14 protein-coding genes and 1 tRNA gene are annotated in these 16,891 nt (G+C 57.3%); 5 read left to right on the top strand and 10 right to left on the bottom strand.

The window, feature by feature from the left end:
• Nucleotides 1–70 precede the first annotated feature (70 nt).
• From QUE89_RS06170 to QUE89_RS06155, 4 genes are all read left to right on the top strand, one after another.
• Nucleotides 71–2,257 (top strand): DNA topoisomerase III, encoded by a 2,187-nt coding sequence (locus tag QUE89_RS06170; RefSeq protein ID WP_286222339.1) that lies wholly within the window; start codon nt 71–73, stop codon nt 2,255–2,257.
• Nucleotides 2,258–2,371: 114 nt separating this feature from the next.
• Nucleotides 2,372–3,124 carry a response regulator transcription factor gene (locus QUE89_RS06165; protein ID WP_286222338.1) on the top strand — a complete coding sequence of 251 codons (753 nt, stop codon included), beginning with the start codon at nt 2,372–2,374 and terminating at the stop codon, nt 3,122–3,124.
• Nucleotides 3,117–4,754: a FecR family protein gene (locus tag QUE89_RS06160; RefSeq protein WP_286222337.1), complete on the top strand. Its 1,638-nt coding sequence runs from the start codon at nt 3,117–3,119 to the stop codon at nt 4,752–4,754. Before QUE89_RS06165 ends, QUE89_RS06160 begins: the two co-directional genes overlap by 8 nt.
• 29 nt (nt 4,755–4,783) lie before the next feature.
• On the top strand, nt 4,784–7,351 hold the full coding sequence (locus QUE89_RS06155; protein ID WP_286222336.1) for a CHASE2 domain-containing protein: 2,568 nt from the start codon (nt 4,784–4,786) through the stop codon (nt 7,349–7,351).
• Between the two features lie 35 nt (nt 7,352–7,386).
• On the opposite strand, the gene QUE89_RS06150 is transcribed toward QUE89_RS06155, so the two are convergent.
• Nucleotides 7,387–7,665 (bottom strand): fibronectin type III domain-containing protein, encoded by a 279-nt coding sequence (locus QUE89_RS06150; protein WP_286222335.1) that lies wholly within the window; start codon nt 7,663–7,665, stop codon nt 7,387–7,389.
• Between the two features lie 426 nt (nt 7,666–8,091).
• Between QUE89_RS06150 and QUE89_RS06145 the strand changes: the two genes are divergently transcribed.
• Nucleotides 8,092–8,241, top strand: coding sequence for a hypothetical protein (locus tag QUE89_RS06145; RefSeq protein WP_286222334.1), 150 nt, complete (start codon nt 8,092–8,094; stop codon nt 8,239–8,241).
• Between the two features lie 15 nt (nt 8,242–8,256).
• Here QUE89_RS06145 and QUE89_RS06140 read toward each other — a convergent pair.
• The 9 genes from QUE89_RS06140 to rseP all read right to left on the bottom strand — a co-directional run bounded on the left by QUE89_RS06140 (nt 8,257) and on the right by rseP (nt 16,873).
• A tRNA-Met gene (locus tag QUE89_RS06140) sits at nt 8,257–8,333 on the bottom strand.
• 71 nt (nt 8,334–8,404) lie between these two features.
• A complete protein-coding gene (rnhB, locus tag QUE89_RS06135) occupies nt 8,405–9,100 on the bottom strand; it encodes a ribonuclease HII (RefSeq protein WP_286222333.1) in 696 nt (231 codons plus the stop codon).
• A gap of 2 nt (nt 9,101–9,102) precedes the next feature.
• Nucleotides 9,103–10,287, bottom strand: a complete 1,185-nt coding sequence (gene lpxB / locus QUE89_RS06130; RefSeq protein WP_286222332.1) for a lipid-A-disaccharide synthase — start codon at nt 10,285–10,287, stop codon at nt 9,103–9,105.
• A gap of 21 nt (nt 10,288–10,308) precedes the next feature.
• Entirely contained in the window at nt 10,309–11,100 is a 792-nt protein-coding gene (gene lpxA / locus QUE89_RS06125) for an acyl-ACP--UDP-N-acetylglucosamine O-acyltransferase (protein WP_286222331.1), read from the bottom strand.
• Entirely contained in the window at nt 11,100–11,537 is a 438-nt protein-coding gene (gene fabZ, locus QUE89_RS06120; protein WP_286222330.1) for a 3-hydroxyacyl-ACP dehydratase FabZ, read from the bottom strand. The genes lpxA and fabZ overlap by 1 nt, the downstream gene beginning before the upstream one ends.
• A gap of 11 nt (nt 11,538–11,548) precedes the next feature.
• Nucleotides 11,549–12,574: a UDP-3-O-(3-hydroxymyristoyl)glucosamine N-acyltransferase gene (lpxD, locus tag QUE89_RS06115; RefSeq protein WP_286222329.1), complete on the bottom strand. Its 1,026-nt coding sequence runs from the start codon at nt 12,572–12,574 to the stop codon at nt 11,549–11,551.
• 42 nt (nt 12,575–12,616) lie between these two features.
• Nucleotides 12,617–13,114 carry an OmpH/Skp family outer membrane protein gene (locus tag QUE89_RS06110; protein ID WP_041342527.1) on the bottom strand — a complete coding sequence of 166 codons (498 nt, stop codon included), beginning with the start codon at nt 13,112–13,114 and terminating at the stop codon, nt 12,617–12,619.
• A gap of 46 nt (nt 13,115–13,160) precedes the next feature.
• Entirely contained in the window at nt 13,161–15,479 is a 2,319-nt protein-coding gene (gene bamA / locus QUE89_RS06105) for an outer membrane protein assembly factor BamA (RefSeq protein ID WP_286222328.1), read from the bottom strand.
• A 44-nt stretch (nt 15,480–15,523) separates the two neighbouring features.
• Nucleotides 15,524–16,873, bottom strand: coding sequence for an RIP metalloprotease RseP (gene rseP, locus QUE89_RS06100; RefSeq protein ID WP_286222327.1), 1,350 nt, complete (start codon nt 16,871–16,873; stop codon nt 15,524–15,526).
• Nucleotides 16,874–16,891 lie beyond the last annotated feature (18 nt).

Below are 16,891 nucleotides of genomic sequence, written 5' to 3'. Positions count from 1 at the left end.
ACCACCCGAACCTTGACAGCAAAGAGCCAAACGGCCACATTCCCATCCCGATTCAACCGCACACACGCTCATGCATCTGTACATCGCCGAAAAACCAAGTCTCGGGCGCGCCATCGCCGCTGCCCTGCCCGGCCCACACCAGAAAGGCCAGGGCTGGATCCGTTGTGGCAATGGCGAAACCGCCGCCACCGTCAGCTGGTGCATAGGCCACCTGCTGGAGCCGGCCGAACCTGCCCGCTACAACCCGGCCTGGAAAAAATGGCGCCAGGAAGACTTGCCCATGTTCCCCGACAAATGGGAGGTTATGCCCAAGGACAGCGTGCGCCAACAATTGAAGGTGCTCGAGTCTCTTATCCGGCAGGCCACAACCATTGTCCACGCGGGCGACCCGGACCGGGAAGGTCAGCTGCTGGTAGACGAGGTCATTCGGTACGTTGGCACCGAGGCGCCAGTCCAGAGGGTACTGATCAACGACCTGACGCCCGCGGCCGTGGCCAGGGCCGTTCAGGCGCCCAAAGACAACCGCGAGTTCCGTCGGCTCTCGCATTCTGCCCTGGCCCGCCAGCGCGCAGACTGGTTGTACGGCATCAACCTGACCCGTTTTTACACCCTGAGTTACCAGCGGCCCGGCGAACAGGGCGTTTATTCTGTCGGGCGGGTTCAAACACCGGTTTTGGGACTGGTGGTTGAGCGTGACAGCACCATTGAGAATTTCGAACCAAAACCCTATTTCCGAATTGAAGCTCAGTTTTCAGCCCAGGAAGACGAGGCCGACCAGAGCCCTTTCACCGCCCGCTGGCTGCCTGACGAACAATTCCAGGACCACTTGGACGAAGAAAACCGGTTACTGGACCGAGCCACGGCGGATCAAATTGCCGCCGATGTACACGGCCGCCCCGGCAACATCACTGAGTCACGGTTCCGGGATCGCCCCGAAGCGCCACCGTTACCGCTGTCACTCTCGGCCCTGCAAATCGAGGCCGGCCGGCTGTTTCGAATGGGCGCTAAAGAGGTGCTCGACACCGCGCAGAATCTTTACGAACGCCATCAGCTTATCACCTATCCCCGGTCAGACTGTCGCTACCTGCCCGAGGGCCATTTCGCGCAGAGGGAACAGGTTGTTCGCGCCATTTCGAGAGTAGCTCCGGATTTGGCAGAAGCTTGCCAGCAAGCCGATACCGAGCGCCGCACGGCAGCCTGGAACGACAAGCAGGTTGATGCCCACCACGCCATCATTCCCACCAGCCGCCCGTCACCGAACGGGACGCTGACCGCTGCCGAACAAAAGCTTTATGGACTGATCAGTCGCTACTACCTGATGCAGTTCGCCGCCGACGCGGTTCACCGGGAGGGGAAGCTCACGGTTCGGGTGACCAACCACCAGTTCAGAGCCACCGAAACTGCCATTCTGGTTCCGGGCTGGAAAACTCTGGAACTGAAGCTTCGCGAAGGCCGCAGCGAAACGTCAAAGGCACCTCTGCCACGCCTGGACAAAGGTGAGCCGGTGTTGTGCGGCGATACCACTATCGCAGAGCGTAAGACCCAGCCGCCACAGCACTTCACCGACGCCACACTGCTGTCGGCGATGACCAACATTGCCCGCTTCGTGACCGACCCGCACCTGCGGAAAACCTTGAGGGAAACGGATGGCCTGGGCACGGAAGCTACCCGTGCCGCCATCATCGACACCCTGTTCAAGCGGGAGTACCTGTACCGCGACAGCCGCCATATTCGCGCCACCGATAAAGCCAAGGCATTGATAACCGCCTTGCCGGAGTCGGTCAGCAAACCGGACCGGACCGCAGTCTGGGAAGCCACACTGGAGAGCATTCGTCGTGGCGAAGGTGATCCACGAGAATTTCTCGACACTCTGAAACAGGAAGTGCGGGGCTTCATCAATCGTCCCCAGGGCGCTCCACACAACAGCCCGGCCGAAGATTTGGCCGAGCCAGCGCAGGACGGCCAGGTGCATTGTCCAAAGTGCCGGGCTCCCATGACCGAAAGGGATGGCAAGTTCGGTCGCTTTTTCGCCTGCACACGCTATCCCCAGTGCCGGGGCACCCGCCCTCTCGAGGATGCGGCGCCGGAGGACGGCACCGGGCAGAAACCCATCCCCTGCCCCCACTGTTTTTCCCCACTGGTCCGCAGGAAAGGGAAAAAAGGCTGGTTCTGGGGCTGCAGTAATTTCCCGGCCTGCCGACAAACAGTCAATGACGACAACGGAAAGCCAGCACTCCACTTACGCAACTCTACATAACGATACTGAACGAACAGCCGGTTTTTGTGATAATCGATTGATATAAACCGGTAATCTGTTCCGTGCCCGGGTATTAGCCACGGCCACAGTCGCAAACACCCACGGAGAGGTCTGATGCGCATTGCTCTGCTTGAAGATGAATATGAACAGGCGCAGCACGTCCAGTCGATGCTGTCAGAGCGAGACCACCACTGTGACACCTTTCCAACGGGTCAGGCATTTCTCAGCGCCGTTCTCCATCGCAGCTACGATCTGCTGATCCTCGACTGGCAAATACCGGACATGACCGGCATCGACGTACTCGAAAGTGTTAGAGCACAGCTCAACTGGGTGGTTCCGGTGGTATTCCTGACCCAACGTGACAGCGAAGCCGATGTTGTGCGCGCATTGGATGCCGGCGCTGATGACTACTTGGCCAAACCTGCCCGGGCGGCAGAGTTGGTGGCACGCATTAACGCCCTCGCTCGCCGCAGCAATCCAGACAGCGAAAAAGAAGTTCTGAAGTACGGCCCCTTTGAAGTGAACACCCAGCGCCGAACCATCACGCTGCACGGGGACGAACTGAGCCTGACCGATAAGGATTTTGACCTGACCCTGTTCCTGTTTCAGAACCAGGGCCGCCTGCTGACCCGGGAAATGCTGCTGGAGCGTGTCTGGGGGCTGGCACGGGAAATCAACACCCGTACCGTCGACACCCATATGAGCCGATTGCGGCGTCGCCTCGGCCTGAACCCAGAAAATGGCTTCCGGATCAAAACCATTTATCAGCGCGGCTACCGGCTTGAATCCATGCAGCATCAGCAAGCGGACCATACGGCCATGACTGGCTCCGAATTAAGTGAGACCGACCGGGCTGCGAATGAGTAGAGCTGGAACACTAAGAACGCTTCTGGCGCTTGCAGCTTCGGTCATTCTCTGGACAGCAACGACTGCCCAGGCCGAGCTGTCCATCACCCAAGGCTCGGGCCTTCCGTCTTCTCAGGCGCCCTCAGCGGCGGCGCAGGAATGGCTCTACACGTTGCGCCCGGGCGAAAATTACCATCAGGTCGCCAAGGAGCTGCTGGCTCGTGGCTACAGCGCATCGCGCCTGCTGCAATTCAACAATATCGCAGAAGATACCCTTGTAGCCGAGGGCGACAGCATCCGAATTCCCCTGCACTGGCTCAAACGCCAACCCGACGCAGCGCGGGTAACCACGGTCTCCGGCTCGGTGCAGCTGATATCCAGGGCAAATGGCCGGAAAATTCCGCTTACCCCCAACACCCTGATTCGGGCTGGTGATGAAATTGTCTCCAGCGCGGGCTCCGCGACCGTCAGTCTGGCGGACGGATCGGAAGTCCGGCTGGCACCCGATTCCCGATTGATCTTCAACCGGCTCACCCAATACGGCAAATCCGGAATGGTAGACACCCGGCTGCGCCTGAATAAGGGCGAGGTTCACACCCGGGTCAAACCGGTGATTGAGGGCGGTGCCCGATTCGAAATTGAAACACCATCTGCCGTTGCCGCAGTTCGAGGCACTGCCTTCGCCCTACAAACGTCGGCAACCGGCAGCAGCCTCCAGGTTACCGAAGGTGTGGTTGATTTTGGTGCCCCCGGGAAAACCCGTCGAATTCCGGCCGGCTACAGCGCTACGGTTTCTACCCAGCCAAGTGGCGGACTCACCATTCGCCGCCTGCCACCGGCGCCCGACGTTAAGCCACTGCCAGCCACACTGACCCAATTACCCGCCACATTGAAATGGGCGCCCAGCCCGGCGACACAGCACCGTCTGGATATTTTTGAATCCGGAAGCGGACGCTGGGTGGAAAGCCGAGAGCTTGACGGCAGCCAATTCGACATCAGCATGCTGGACAATGGCGCCTACGAGATTCACTTGGCGGCACTAACCACCCGTGGCACCACCGGCCTGCCTGCCGTTGTACCGGTAAAAGTGGATCTGCAGGCAAAGGCCGCGAGCCTGATTACGCCTGAGGAAGGCGGCTTGGCAGACGATGATATGCCCGAATTCAGCTGGCGCCTGAATGGCCAGAACGAAGTTGCACGAGTGGAAGTGGCAGAGGACGACAGCTTCAACGATCTGGTAACTTCGAGTGAGTGGGCACCGGAAACCTCAGCCCTGCCCCTGCGCCCGCTTAGTCCGGGTCAGTATTACTGGCGCGTTGTCACTGAAGCAGGTGGCACCTCGGTGGCCACCAGCAAAACCAGGAAAGTGGTAGTGAATGGCAGCCTGCCGCCAGTGCGCATCATCAGTATCAACTACGTTGACAGCCAGGTGCGGGTGTTCTGGGAAAAGGTCCGGACCGCTCAGGAATATCACCTTCAGCTCTCAGAAGAACCGGAATTCCAGAACATAATCAAGGAGGCAACGCTGGCTGAGACGACCGCAGCCTTGCGTCTGATTCCCGGAAGACGGTATTTTGTGCGGCTGAAAGCTCTTTCAGATGCCCCCCTGACCAGTCGTTGGGGCCCCGGGAGGGAACTTTACCTGGAATAATCCATTGATCGACCGATATAGCAGGACGCATGAACCGGGATTGGCTGCCAATAAAAACGACTCCCTGGACCATGGGCCTGCTTCTGAGCCTGCTGATCCTGCTTATCCAGGCATCGGCGCTGCCTGATCGCCTCAATCTCTGGCTTTACGACATAGCCACTACCTCCCTGCCAGCGGAGCCGTCCGATGATGTTGCCATCGTCGCCATTGATGAACTCAGTCTAAACCGCATCGGCCGATGGCCCTGGCAACGCAGTGTCCATGCAGAAGTCATCCGAAAACTGCACGCCGCCGGCGCCGAGACTATTGTCTTCGACATTCTGTTTCCGGAGCCGTCGCCAGACGATGCGGCACTGGCCGGGGCCATGGCTGAGCACGGCAACGTCGTGTTGCCGGTCTACTTATCGCCTCCAGCGTCCAACTACTTGCTGAGCGAACAGCTGCCAACGTCACAGCTGGCCTCTGCGGCCGCCGCAATGGGCCATGCCCACGTGGAACTGGATACCGATGGGGTTGCCCGAGGTCTTTATCTGTACAATGGCCTGGGGCACCATTTATGGCCGAGCCTTTCTGCAGCCGCTACCCGAACGGCCCAACCGAACACCCGTTCCCACGCTGCACCACCGTTTGTGAATGTCCGAGACGGTTATCATGCTGTGCCGCTGGCCGGTGGCGCAGGAACCTTGCCCACTCATTCCTATGTTCGAGTATTGAACGAGCCGGCCAATCCCGGGTTATTCAATGGAAAAACAGTGTTTGTTGGCGCCACAGCGGCGGGCTTCGGGGATATTCTGCCGACCCCCTTCTCAGGATTAAGCCGGCCCATGTCAGGCGTGGAATTCCACGCCAACGCGTACTCCGCGCTGAGCCAGGAGTTAATAATTCAGACGGTGCACCGCTGGGTTGGTCCGGGCCTCGCGCTCGTCACCATCCTTCTGTTGGCCATGTCGCTCCCTAGAATGCGCCCCACTCGCACCCTGTTCGCTTGCCTGTTTACCCTGGCGGCCGTGACAGCTTTATTTCTGCTTGGCCTGTTCACGGCCCGGATCTGGATACCCGTCGCCAATGCATTACTGGTTCCACTGCTGGCCTTCCCGGTATCGAGCGGTTTCCGTCTGGCTATGACCAATCAGTTCCTGAATCGACAGCTGGACGTGCTCGCCCGTACACCCCACGTTTCCGTTCCGGACCCTGCCCGCAGGCACCCACCTCAGCTTCTGGAGCATCTGCAGGCACTACTGCAGCCCCATGGCTGGCTCCTGAGCGAAAACCAATTCATCCTCTCCGCCAAGGAACTTTCTGCGGAGGACATTCCGCCACAGCTGGCTTCCGGACAATGGCATCACGACAGCAATCGCAGCTGGGTGCAATTAATACGAGGCAAAACCATCTACACTCTGGGCCTGATTCTGCCCAACGACCTGAGCCGGGACGCTATTCAGCGCTACCTCCGGCGCCTGCACCTGGAATTATCTCAAGATTCCAAGAAGACCGAGCGCCCGCGAGAGAATATTTCCGCGCGAATCCAACGAGTACGCATGGCCACGGAACGGCTCAATCACATGCAGCAGTTTATTCGCCACAGTTTTGAGCGCATGCCCGATGGCATCATCGTGACCGATGAACTCGGGGTAATCCGGTTCGCCAACGGCCATATTGAAGAATGGTTTAAAGAACCCATGCCCAGTCTTGGCGGGCTGCCGCTGGCGAGGCTTCTGGAGGGCCATGATCCCCGGGAAACGCCCCCCTGGCATGAGACCGTGTCCGAGACGCTGACGCTACAACAGAGCCGGACAGTGGACCTGCACATCCACAACAAAGACTTCCTCATTCACTTTGCACCGTTTGCCCTGCCAGACAGCGACCAGCACGGTATCATCGCCAACATCTCTGATATTTCCGAGCTTCGCGAACAACAACGGCAGCACCGCGAAGCGATCGACTTCATTTCCCACGATGTCCGTTCGCCACTGGTCTCCCAACTGGCCCTGATCGAGCAGCTTAAACGCGACCCCAGCCATATCGACCAGCAACAGCTGGATCAACTCGGCAGATTGGCTCGACGCAGTTACCACCTGGCTGAGGAGTTCGTACAGCTTGCCCGCGCCGAACAACTGACGGAGACACGCTTTTACGAGTGCGAAATCTTGGCAATTGTGGAGAATGCACGCGACAGCGTTAGCGAACAGGCGGCCGAAAAAGGCATTCACTTCCATCTTCAGGGTACTGAGGATCTCTGGCTACGAGGTAATGCGGAGTTGCTTGAGAGAGCAGTCATCAACCTGTTGACCAACGCAGTCCAGTACAGCCCAGCAGAATCGGCAATCGACATTCAGGTATTCCGTGCCGGCCACCTGGCTTGCCTGACCATTGGTGATGAAGGCAGTGGGATTGACGCAGAAGAGCTTCCCCACCTGTTCGACCGTTATCGCCGTCAGAAGCGCAGTGAACTGGCCGGAGTGCACGGCACCGGTCTTGGCTTGTCATTCGTGAAGACAGTGGTTGAAAAGCACAGAGGACAAATTGCAGTAGCCTCGGAACCCGGGGAAGGATCGACTTTTACACTGAGGCTTCCAATAGCCGACCCTCTTGCCTGAGACAGCGCTCCTTCAGGCAGACGGGTAAATCGCGGTTAAGACTGTACAGATTTGCTAACAACGTCTGACGGCTCACTAATGAGACCGCTGGTGTCCTCAACCTGAATGGTAAAGTACCAGGTACCATTATCGAGCCCGCTGATTTCGTAAGACATCTCAGCCTGGGCCTGGGCATTGGTTACCACTACTTCTTCTGTAAGGTTCTCGTTGTCTTGGCCGTAACGGATCACATACCGGTCCAGCTCACCCATGGGAATGCTTTCACCGTTGACGCGAGTCAGAGGTGCATTCCAGCTCAACACCGCCGTACGCACGCCCGATGACCCGCCGACACCCGCTGATGACGAGCCCGAACTGCCAGAGCTTGAAGTGCCTGAGCCGGAAGATCCGCCACCACAACCTGTTAAAAGAGCTCCCATCAAAAACGCGGCGATCCATGCCGTTGACATTTTGCTGACGCGTTTCATGCTTATACCCACCATTATTCCGTCGATTTTGTAAAATTGTATAAAACGAGGACGATATTAAATGTGACAAACGTCGTTTTCCTAATTACAAATTGGTCAATTTTTCGACAGATCCAGGTAATAATTGGGCTTATAACACTGTTTTCTGGGCAATTTTTTGCCCAAAATGACAAATAAGTAAGTACTATCACGTACAAAATAGACAGAAAACAGGCACAGAAATACGCCAGATGAACGAGTTTTTATGAAAGGTACTGGAAGGGGGCGCCAAAATTGCGCCAGCTTTCCATCACCAAAGCTAAGAAAGTGCGTCAAACAATCGGCAAAAGATCAGCGAGCGCCTACGACGAGACAGGTGAACAGGCCGCACCCAAGAAATTCGACTTTTCCGGGGCACAAAAAAAAGACGGATCAGCAAACTGATCCGTCTTTAAAAAATGGTAGCGGGGGCAGGATTCGAACCTACGACCTTCGGGTTATGAGCCCGACGAGCTACCAGACTGCTCCACCCCGCATCAAAACTGGTTGTTTACCGGGGCAACCCCCGATCAACGTGCGCGTATAATAGGGAGCTAACGGCGCCCTGTCAATCACTATTTTCAAACAAATCAGTTGGAAAGGACAGGTCTTCGGTACCCACGCGCTCAGTCGTTCTAGGCGACTGCCAAAGACCAACCGCGTCAATGGCTTCACGAACCGGGCGGAAGGAGCGACGATGTTCAGGAGTCGCGCCCAGGCGATTCAGTGCCTCCAGATGTACGGGCGTCGGGTATCCCTTGTGCTTGGCCAGTCCAAAGCCCGGGTACGTCCGCTCCAACACCTCCATCTCCCGATCCCGCGTCACCTTGGCCAGGATCGATGCGGCACTGATTGCCTCAACCCGGCTATCGCCCTTCACTACCGGTTCGGAGGGCCAGCGCCAGTTCGGACAGCGATTGCCGTCCACCAACACATACTCCGGCTCAACATCGAGGCCCTCAACCGCACGCTTCATGGCCACCATCGTAGCTTGATAGATATTCAGCGTATCAACCTCATGAGCCTCGCAACGACCAATGCACCAGGCCTCAGCCTTGGCCATAATCTCGTCGTAGAGAGCGTTGCGCTTTTTCTCCGTCAGCTTCTTGGAATCGGCAAGCCCGGCAATGGGCCGGTCCGGATGCAGAATGACCGCAGCGGTAACCACTGCACCGATCAATGGCCCGCGTCCCACTTCATCCACACCCGCCAACAAGGAGCCCCGGTAAGAGCACTCGAACGGCGGAAGCTCAACACGCGCCATGATTAACCTCGTCTTCCTTCCAGCAATTCTGAAACCGCCTGCGCGGCCTTTTCATCCGCATCTTGTCTGAGGGTGTGGTGCAACTCGGTAAAGGCATCGACTAGCCGCTGACGTTCACTCTCATTTTCCAGACGTTCGAGTACGGCCGCGCCCAGGGATTCAGGGCTGGCGTCGGCCTGCAACAATTCGGGAACCAACGCCTTTTTCGCCAACAGGTTCGGTAACGCAACATGGGGAATTTTCACTAATCGGGACAGCAACGCGTAGCTGAAATCGCTCAGCCGATATCCAACCACCATCGGCTTTTTCAGCAACATCGCCTCCAGAGTAGCGGTACCAGAGGCCAACAGGACCACATCGGACGCCGCCATCACCTCCCGTGAACGACCTCGGACAATGGTTACCTGCAGCTTCACTTCCAGTGCATCTACCAGGTCCCGCACCTGCCGCTCCCGATCTCGATTGACACAGGGGATCACCAGTTGCAGATCCGGCCGCTTTTCCTGGATCCAACGCGCGGCTTCAAGGAACAGGGTACCCAGACGCTCCACCTCACCAGCCCTGCTTCCGGGTAGCACAGCCAGCAACGGCGCCTGATCATCCAGCCCCAGTTCCTGGCGAGCCTTTCCCGTTTCCGGAACCATCGGTATCCGATCGGCCAACGGGTGCCCGACAAACGCCACAGGCACCTGATGCTCTTCGTAGAAACGAGCTTCAAACGGAAACAGTGTCAGCATCAGATTAACGGACTTGGCAATCTTGAAGATGCGCTTCTGGCGCCACGCCCAGACCGAAGGACTGACATAATGAACAGACGGAATGCCCGCATCACGGCAGCGGCGTTCGATAGCAAGGGTAAAGTCCGGGGAATCGATACCGATCACCACGTCCGGCGGTGTGGTAAAGAAATACTCCAGCAAGCGAGCTCGAATCTGGAACAGCTCTCGGATACGGCCCAGCACTTCAACCAGCCCCATGACGGAAAGCCGTTCCATGGGCACCAGGGAGTGAAAGCCTTCGGCGATCATGTCGTCGCCGCCAATGCCGACGAACCGGGCCTTGGGGTAGCGAGCACGAAGAGAGCGGATTAAACCAGCACCCAGAATATCGCCGGAAGCCTCACCGGCAATGATTCCGAATGTAATAGCGCGGTTGCTGACAACCGCGCACTGCGTAGGATGGTCCATCACCAGCAGGCTCCCGCCAGATTAGCGTATGATGCCGCGGTGCGCTCCACGGAGGGAGTCGATGAGAGGAAGTATCTCGGGAATGTCCGAATAGGCTTTGCTCAACTCTTCCACCGCCTGCTCGGTAGTGAGTCCCTGGCGATAGATCACCTTGTAAGCCCGGCGCAGAGTCAGCAGAACCTCCTTGCTGAACCCACGACGTTTCAGTCCTTCCACGTTCATGCCATGGGGCTCGGCGGACTGTCCGCTGGCCATAACGTAGGCAGGAATGTCCTTGAGCACAATGCTACCACCAGCCGCCATACTGTGCGGGCCGATGTGGCAGAACTGATGCACCATGGTGCCACCGCCCAGAATAGCGAAGTCACCCACGTTCACGTGGCCCGCCAGAGTCGCGCAGTTGGCCAGAATAGCGTTATCACCCACCACACAGTCGTGAGCAACGTGCACGTAGGCCATCAGGAGATTGCCGCTGCCGATTCGGGTTTCGCCACGATCCTGGATCGTGCCCCGATGAATGGTGCAATTCTCACGAATGACGTTGTTATCACCAATCGTCAGCGTCGTCGGTTCACCGGCGTACTTCTTGTCCTGACATTCCTCTCCGATACTGGAGAACTGGAAAATCCGGTTGTTGCGACCGATCACTGTCGGACCCTTAACAACTACGTGGGACAGTATTTCAGTGCCTTCTCCGATTTCAACGCCGGGCCCTATATAGCTCCACGGGCCAACGGTCACGTTGTCCGCGAGTTTGGCTGATGGGTCTACAATCGCTTGAGGATGAATACCCGACCAGTCACTTGTCGCCATCAAACTTCTCTCTCAGCGGTCAGAATCTCTGCCACGCACACGACGTCACCGTCGACTAGTGCCCGACATTCGAATTTGTAGATGCCACGCTTGCCGGTAATCAGCTCTGACTCCATGCAGAGTTGGTCTCCCGGCAACACAGGACGCTTGAAGCGTGCCTTACTGGATCCAGCTAAATATTGTACCACGCCGTCTGCGGGTTTCCGTCCCACGGTCACAAATCCAAGAATCCCGGAAAGCTGCGCCATGGCCTCAATGATCAGCACACCTGGCATGATTGGGTTATTGGGGAAGTGGCCCTGAAAGAAGGGCTCGTTGACTGAGACGTTTTTATAACCCTTGATCGATTTCCCTTTCTCCACTTCGGTAACCCGGTCCACTAGCAGGAACGGATAGCGATGCGGCAGGTATTCCAGAATTTCGTCTATTCCCATCATCTTGCTTGGCCTCAGCCCTTTGTTTTCTTTTCCAGGTCTCTAATTCGTCGCGCCAGATCGTCCAGCTGCCGGAATCGAACGGCATTCTTGCGCCACTGCCGGTTGGTATCCGCACTGGTGCCCGAGGAATACACGCCCGGTTCCCGGATATCGCCAGTCACCAGGGTCATCCCGGTCAAATGCACCTGGTCCGCGATTTCCAGGTGACCCGCAACGCCGGAGGCGCCGCCAAACACACAGTGGCGACCAATACGCGTACTGCCCGCGATACCGACCATGGCAGCCATGGCACTGTGATCACCAATTTGCACGTTGTGCGCGATCTGAATCAGGTTGTCGAGCTTCACGCCGTCTCCGATCAGAGTATCGTCAAGCGCGCCTCGGTCGATGGTGGTGTTTGCACCGACTTCCACATCATCACCCAATACCACCCGGCCTAGCTGGGCAATCCGTTGCCAGACGCCTTTCTCGTTGGCAAATCCAAATCCATCCGATCCAATCACAGCGCCGCTCAAGATGTGACAACGCTGTCCCAGAACCACATCGTGGGCCAGGGTCACGCGCGGCCGGATCACTGCGCCGGCCCCAATTTGGGATCGGGCACCAATGACTGAGCCGGCGCCAATCACAACCTGCTCGCCAACTACAACGCCGGCCTCGATCACCACGTTGGGGCCAATCGAAGCGGTGTCCGCCACGCGGGCATCCGGGTCCACGACGGCCGCCGGGTGAATGCCTGGCTGGGCAACGGGCTCTGGATCAAACCAGTGACTCAGACGAGCGTAGCCAAGATAGGGATTATCGAGTAACAGTACATTGGTTTCAGAGTCGCCGGCGGCTGCCGGAGACATGATCACAGCCGACGCCTGGGTATTCGCCAGGTACTTGGCATAGGACGGGTTCGCCAGAAAACTGATCTGACCCGGTGTCGCTGCCTGCAACGTGGCGAGCCCGGTCACCTCAAGGTCTGGATCACCCTTGAGTTCGGCGCCCAACGCCGTGGCGATTTCGCCGAGCCGGAAGGACTTCTTTGTCATCACTCGCTCCCTAAAAACAGTCCGGGGACAGCCGCTTGGAACTTAACGGTTCAGCTTCTCAAGCAGCTGCGGGGTCAGATTCATCTCCGGCTTCACATAAACCACCGCTTCGCTGGGCAGGATAATGTCGAGATCGTTCTCTTCAAGCAACTCTTCCACAGCGAGATCGACTTCCGGGCGGGCCTGCTCAAGGAATGCTTGCTTACGCTGTGCGACGGCACTATCAAGACGCTGCTTCAGGAAGTTGAATTCCTTCACCTTTTCCTGAAATTCGCCAGTCAGCTTGCTGCGCTCGCTTTCGTTCATCATGGCGCCATCTTTTTCCAGACGCTCTTTGAGCTTACGAGCTTCTTCCTGCACTTCACGTACTTTGGCTTCGTCAGCAGCAAAGTCCTTCTGCAGTGACTCACTGAAGCTCTTGGCATCGTTGGACGAGAACAGTGCCTGGCGCAGGTCAACGACGCCGATGCGGGTCTCGGCCATCGCCGGAAACGATAGCACCATCAGGGCCGCTGCAATCATCATGAAAATTCGGAACATTGGGTTTCTCCTACGTTTAATCCGTTGTTTTTACGCTCTACATTCGTCAGAAAGTCTGGCCCAGCGAGAACTGGAAGACCTGGGTTTCATCACCAGCTTTGTCGTTCAGTGGCTTCGCCAGACTGAAAGCCAGCGGGCCGACGGCGGTAATCCACTGGAAACCGACACCAGCGGACAGCCGCACTTCGTCAAGCTCGGGCTCAAAATCACGGTCAGTATCAAACACCTGCCCTGCATCCACGAAGAACGCGGTCCGCATCGAGCGACTGTCACCGGCAAACGGTGTCGGGAAAATCAATTCAAGGCTACCCTCGGTCAGCACATTACCACCGAACGGATCTGGGTCCGACAAATCGTTGGGGCTGTTGGTGGCCAGCGGCCCCAGGGAGTTGGCCTCGTAACCCCGGACGGAACCATAACCACCGGCGTAAAAGTGCTCGTAAAACGGCATCTGGGTGCGATCGCCATAGCCATCGCCGTAGCCGATGTCTGAGCGGGCCCGGAAAATCCAGTTACCGGAATCGGTGATCGGCTGATAAAAATCAGTCTTATGACTTACCTTGTAGAACGTAAGGTCGCTACCCGGAACCGCCACATCGAGTGACACTGAATGGCTGTAGCCATCGGTTGGCAGGACACCCCGGTTCAGGGTGCTTCGACGCCAGCTACCGAACAGGAAGTAGTTATTAAAGGAGTCACCTTCCTCATCAATGAAATTATTCACTTCCTGGGACGTGAAGGTACCGGCCTTGATGTTGGACTGGGTGTAGCCCAGTCCAAAGTTCAGACGGGTTATGCTATCCGTAGGATAACCGAAGGTAACCCGGCCACCGTATTCATCCAGCAGGTACGAGGAGATGTCCTCGTCTTCGTAGTCGGTCTCACGGGCGAACAGACTGAAGCCACGGCTCACACCGTCCACCGTGTAGTACGGGTCCAGGTAAGACACATTGGCGCTTTTCACTGAGTCACTGACGTTGACGCCAAACGAGACTCGCTTACCGGTACCGAAGAAGTTGTTCTCAGAGACATTAGCACCAAGGATAACCCCCGAATCCTGGGAAAAACCAACGGACGCAGAAAGGCTGCCCGTGGGCTGTTCTTCGACACTGTAGTTCACATCCACCAAATCGTCGGTGCCGGGAACCGGAACGGTTTCAACTTCCACTGCTTTAAAGAAGCCCAAACGTTCGAGCTTGGTCTTGGAAAATTCAATTCGATCGGAGGAAGCAATGCCCCCTTCCATCTGCGTCATCTCCTGGCGCAGGACATCGTCCCGGGTCGAAACGTTGCCATCGAACTTCACCCGGCGAACGTAAGCACGCTTGCCGGGCTCAACAAAGAAGGTCACCGCAGCGGTATTGTCTTCGCCCGGCTCGGGCACAGCATTGACGTTGGCGAAGGCATAACCCTCACGACCCAGCCGGAAAGCCAGTGCCTCGGAGATCGCGGTCATGCGGGCACGGGAGAAAACATCACCCTCTTCCACCGGAATCAGCTTTCGCAGTTCCTCTTCACCGACGATCAGGTCGCCGCGCAGGTTGATTTCGGAGATGGTGTACTGAGGCCCCTCGTTGAGCGCGATGGCAATAAATACCTGCTGCTTATCCGGAGAGATGGAAACCTGGCTCGATTCAACGTTGAAATCCAGGTAGCCGCGATCCAGATAGAACGACCGCAGCGACTCAAGGTCACCACTCAGGCGCTCACGAGCGTATTTGTCGGAGTTGGTAAGAGAGTTCCACCAGGTGCTGGTCTGGAGTTCGAACAGCCCGAGTAACTCCTCGTCCTTGAACTCCTCGTTACCCACGATATTGATATGGTGGATGGCAGCTACCGTGCCCTCATTGATCTCCAGGCGAATAGCAACACGGTTTCGTGGCTGGTCTTCTGCGGTCGCCTTGACGCGGGCGTTGTAGCGGCCCTGGGCGATATAGGAACGGAGAATTTCCAGCTCCAGCCGCTCCAATGTCGCTCGGCGGAACACCTGGCCTTCCTGCAATCCCGCGCCCGAAAGCGCGTCCATCAGCATTTCAGTCTCGATGTTCTTGTTACCCTCAATCTCAATGGAGCTGATGGAGGGACGTTCCCGAACGGTCAGAATCAGAACTCCGGCATCGCGGCTGGCTTCAATATCGGTAAAGAGACCGGTCCGGAACAGGGATTTGATGGCATCGGCCAGCTCGGAGGGATCGACCTGCTCACCAATGTTTACTGGGAAGGATGAAAATACCGTACCGGCAGATACCCTTTGCAGGCCCTCAACCTCAATATCCGCAACCGTAAATTCGTCTGCCGTGGCTGTATTTATGCCAGTCGCGGCTACAGCGAGGCCAATGGCTACACCTAGAAGAGAACGTCTCATTCAAATATTTCGCCTGGTTAATGCGCGTAAAGAGCTCGCAATTCTCACAACCGCATCAGGTCGTTGTAAAGAGCAAACACCATTAATGTAAGAATCAATGCCATACCAATCCGTAATCCGAGTGCCTGGGCCTGGTCAGAAAGCGGCCGCCCCCGGATGGCTTCGATGGTGTAATAAACGATATGCCCACCATCGAGAATGGGCACTGGCAACAAATTAAGGACGCCGAGGCTGATGCTGAGATAGGCCAAAAACCGGACAAAATCTTCGAAACCCGAACTCACGCTGGCTTCTGCAACCCGGGCAATGGTGATCGGACCACTCAGATTGGTCGGTGACAGCAGCCCGGTCACCATTTTCTTGATAGCAACGAGGGTCAGCCTTGTATCTGCCCAAGTTTCATTCACCGCGTGGGGAATCGCTGCCAGCGGGCCATAACTGACTTCCCGCAGCGCTTCCTCGGGCCAGGACACGGGCTGAACACCGGCTCCAACAAACCCAATGGCCTCACTACCCTCAACGGCTTTTGCTTTCGGTGTTATCTGAATCGTGCGTTCGGCACCGTCGCGCAGAATGGTCAGGGTCAGGGTTTGTTCTGGCGCTTTCTGAATGAAGCCCACCAGATCAAACCAGTTCGCCACCGGCTCACCATCTACGGCCAACACCTGATCGCCGGTTTGCAAGCCAGCCTGCTGAGCACGGCCGCCTTCTGAGATCTGTCCAAGTACCGGCGGGATGTCAGGCCGCCAGGGCGTAATCCCGAATTCAGCCAAAGGATTCGGAGATTGCTCGCTCAGGCGCCAACCACCCAGCTCACCCGCGATGGTTCCTCGCGCGCCATTGTCGGTGACCTCCATGGCAATGTTGCCACGCTCACCGGCTCGCTCCAGCAGGCGCATGTTTACATCGCGCCAGGACGAAACCCGATGACCATCCACCGCGTGCAGCTCCATGCCTTCGCGCAGGCCCATCTGTTCCGCCACGGTATCCGGGGCGACGTCGCCCACAATGGGAGCGACCGAGGTGACCCCGACAACACCCAGCAACCAGTACGCGGCCAGGGCGAACAGGAAATTGGCCACGGGGCCAGCGGCGGCAATGGCAATGCGCTGGGACGGTGATTTGGACGTGAAGGCCTGATCCTTCAGCTCTGCCGGAACTGGGCCTTCACGCGCATCCAGCATCTTGACGTAGCCACCCAGGGGAATCGCCGCAACCGCGAACTCCGTGCCATGACGGTCGTACCAGGAAAATAGCGGCTTACCAAACCCCACCGAGAATCGGAGCACTTTGACGCCACAACGGCGGGCAACCCAGAAATGGCCGTACTCGTGCAATGTGACGAGAATGCCCAGGGTCAGCGCAAGCGCCAAAATGGTTTCGATTATTTGCATAGCATTCCCGGTTAGTGG

The organism is Marinobacter sp. LA51 (genome assembly GCF_030297175.1).
GTDB lineage: Bacteria > Pseudomonadota > Gammaproteobacteria > Pseudomonadales > Oleiphilaceae > Marinobacter > Marinobacter apostichopi.
This window is presented reverse-complemented; position numbering and strand designations above follow the sequence as displayed.

Excerpts from the sequence above, each read along its gene's own strand:
- QUE89_RS06170 (WP_286222339.1), top strand. The coding sequence starts at position 71 with ATGCATCTGTACATCGCCGAAAAACCAAGTCTCGGGCGCGCCATCGCC.
- QUE89_RS06165 (WP_286222338.1), top strand. The coding sequence starts at position 2,372 with ATGCGCATTGCTCTGCTTGAAGATGAATATGAACAGGCGCAGCACGTC.
- QUE89_RS06160 (WP_286222337.1), top strand. The coding sequence starts at position 3,117 with ATGAGTAGAGCTGGAACACTAAGAACGCTTCTGGCGCTTGCAGCTTCG.
- QUE89_RS06155 (WP_286222336.1), top strand. The coding sequence starts at position 4,784 with ATGAACCGGGATTGGCTGCCAATAAAAACGACTCCCTGGACCATGGGC.
- rnhB (WP_286222333.1), bottom strand. The coding sequence starts at position 9,100 with ATGGCGCGTGTTGAGCTTCCGCCGTTCGAGTGCTCTTACCGGGGCTCC.
- lpxB (WP_286222332.1), bottom strand. The coding sequence starts at position 10,287 with ATGGACCATCCTACGCAGTGCGCGGTTGTCAGCAACCGCGCTATTACA.
- lpxA (WP_286222331.1), bottom strand. The coding sequence starts at position 11,100 with ATGGCGACAAGTGACTGGTCGGGTATTCATCCTCAAGCGATTGTAGAC.
- fabZ (WP_286222330.1), bottom strand. The coding sequence starts at position 11,537 with ATGATGGGAATAGACGAAATTCTGGAATACCTGCCGCATCGCTATCCG.
- lpxD (WP_286222329.1), bottom strand. The coding sequence starts at position 12,574 with ATGACAAAGAAGTCCTTCCGGCTCGGCGAAATCGCCACGGCGTTGGGC.
- QUE89_RS06110 (WP_041342527.1), bottom strand. The coding sequence starts at position 13,114 with ATGTTCCGAATTTTCATGATGATTGCAGCGGCCCTGATGGTGCTATCG.
- bamA (WP_286222328.1), bottom strand. The coding sequence starts at position 15,479 with ATGAGACGTTCTCTTCTAGGTGTAGCCATTGGCCTCGCTGTAGCCGCG.
- rseP (WP_286222327.1), bottom strand. The coding sequence starts at position 16,873 with ATGCAAATAATCGAAACCATTTTGGCGCTTGCGCTGACCCTGGGCATT.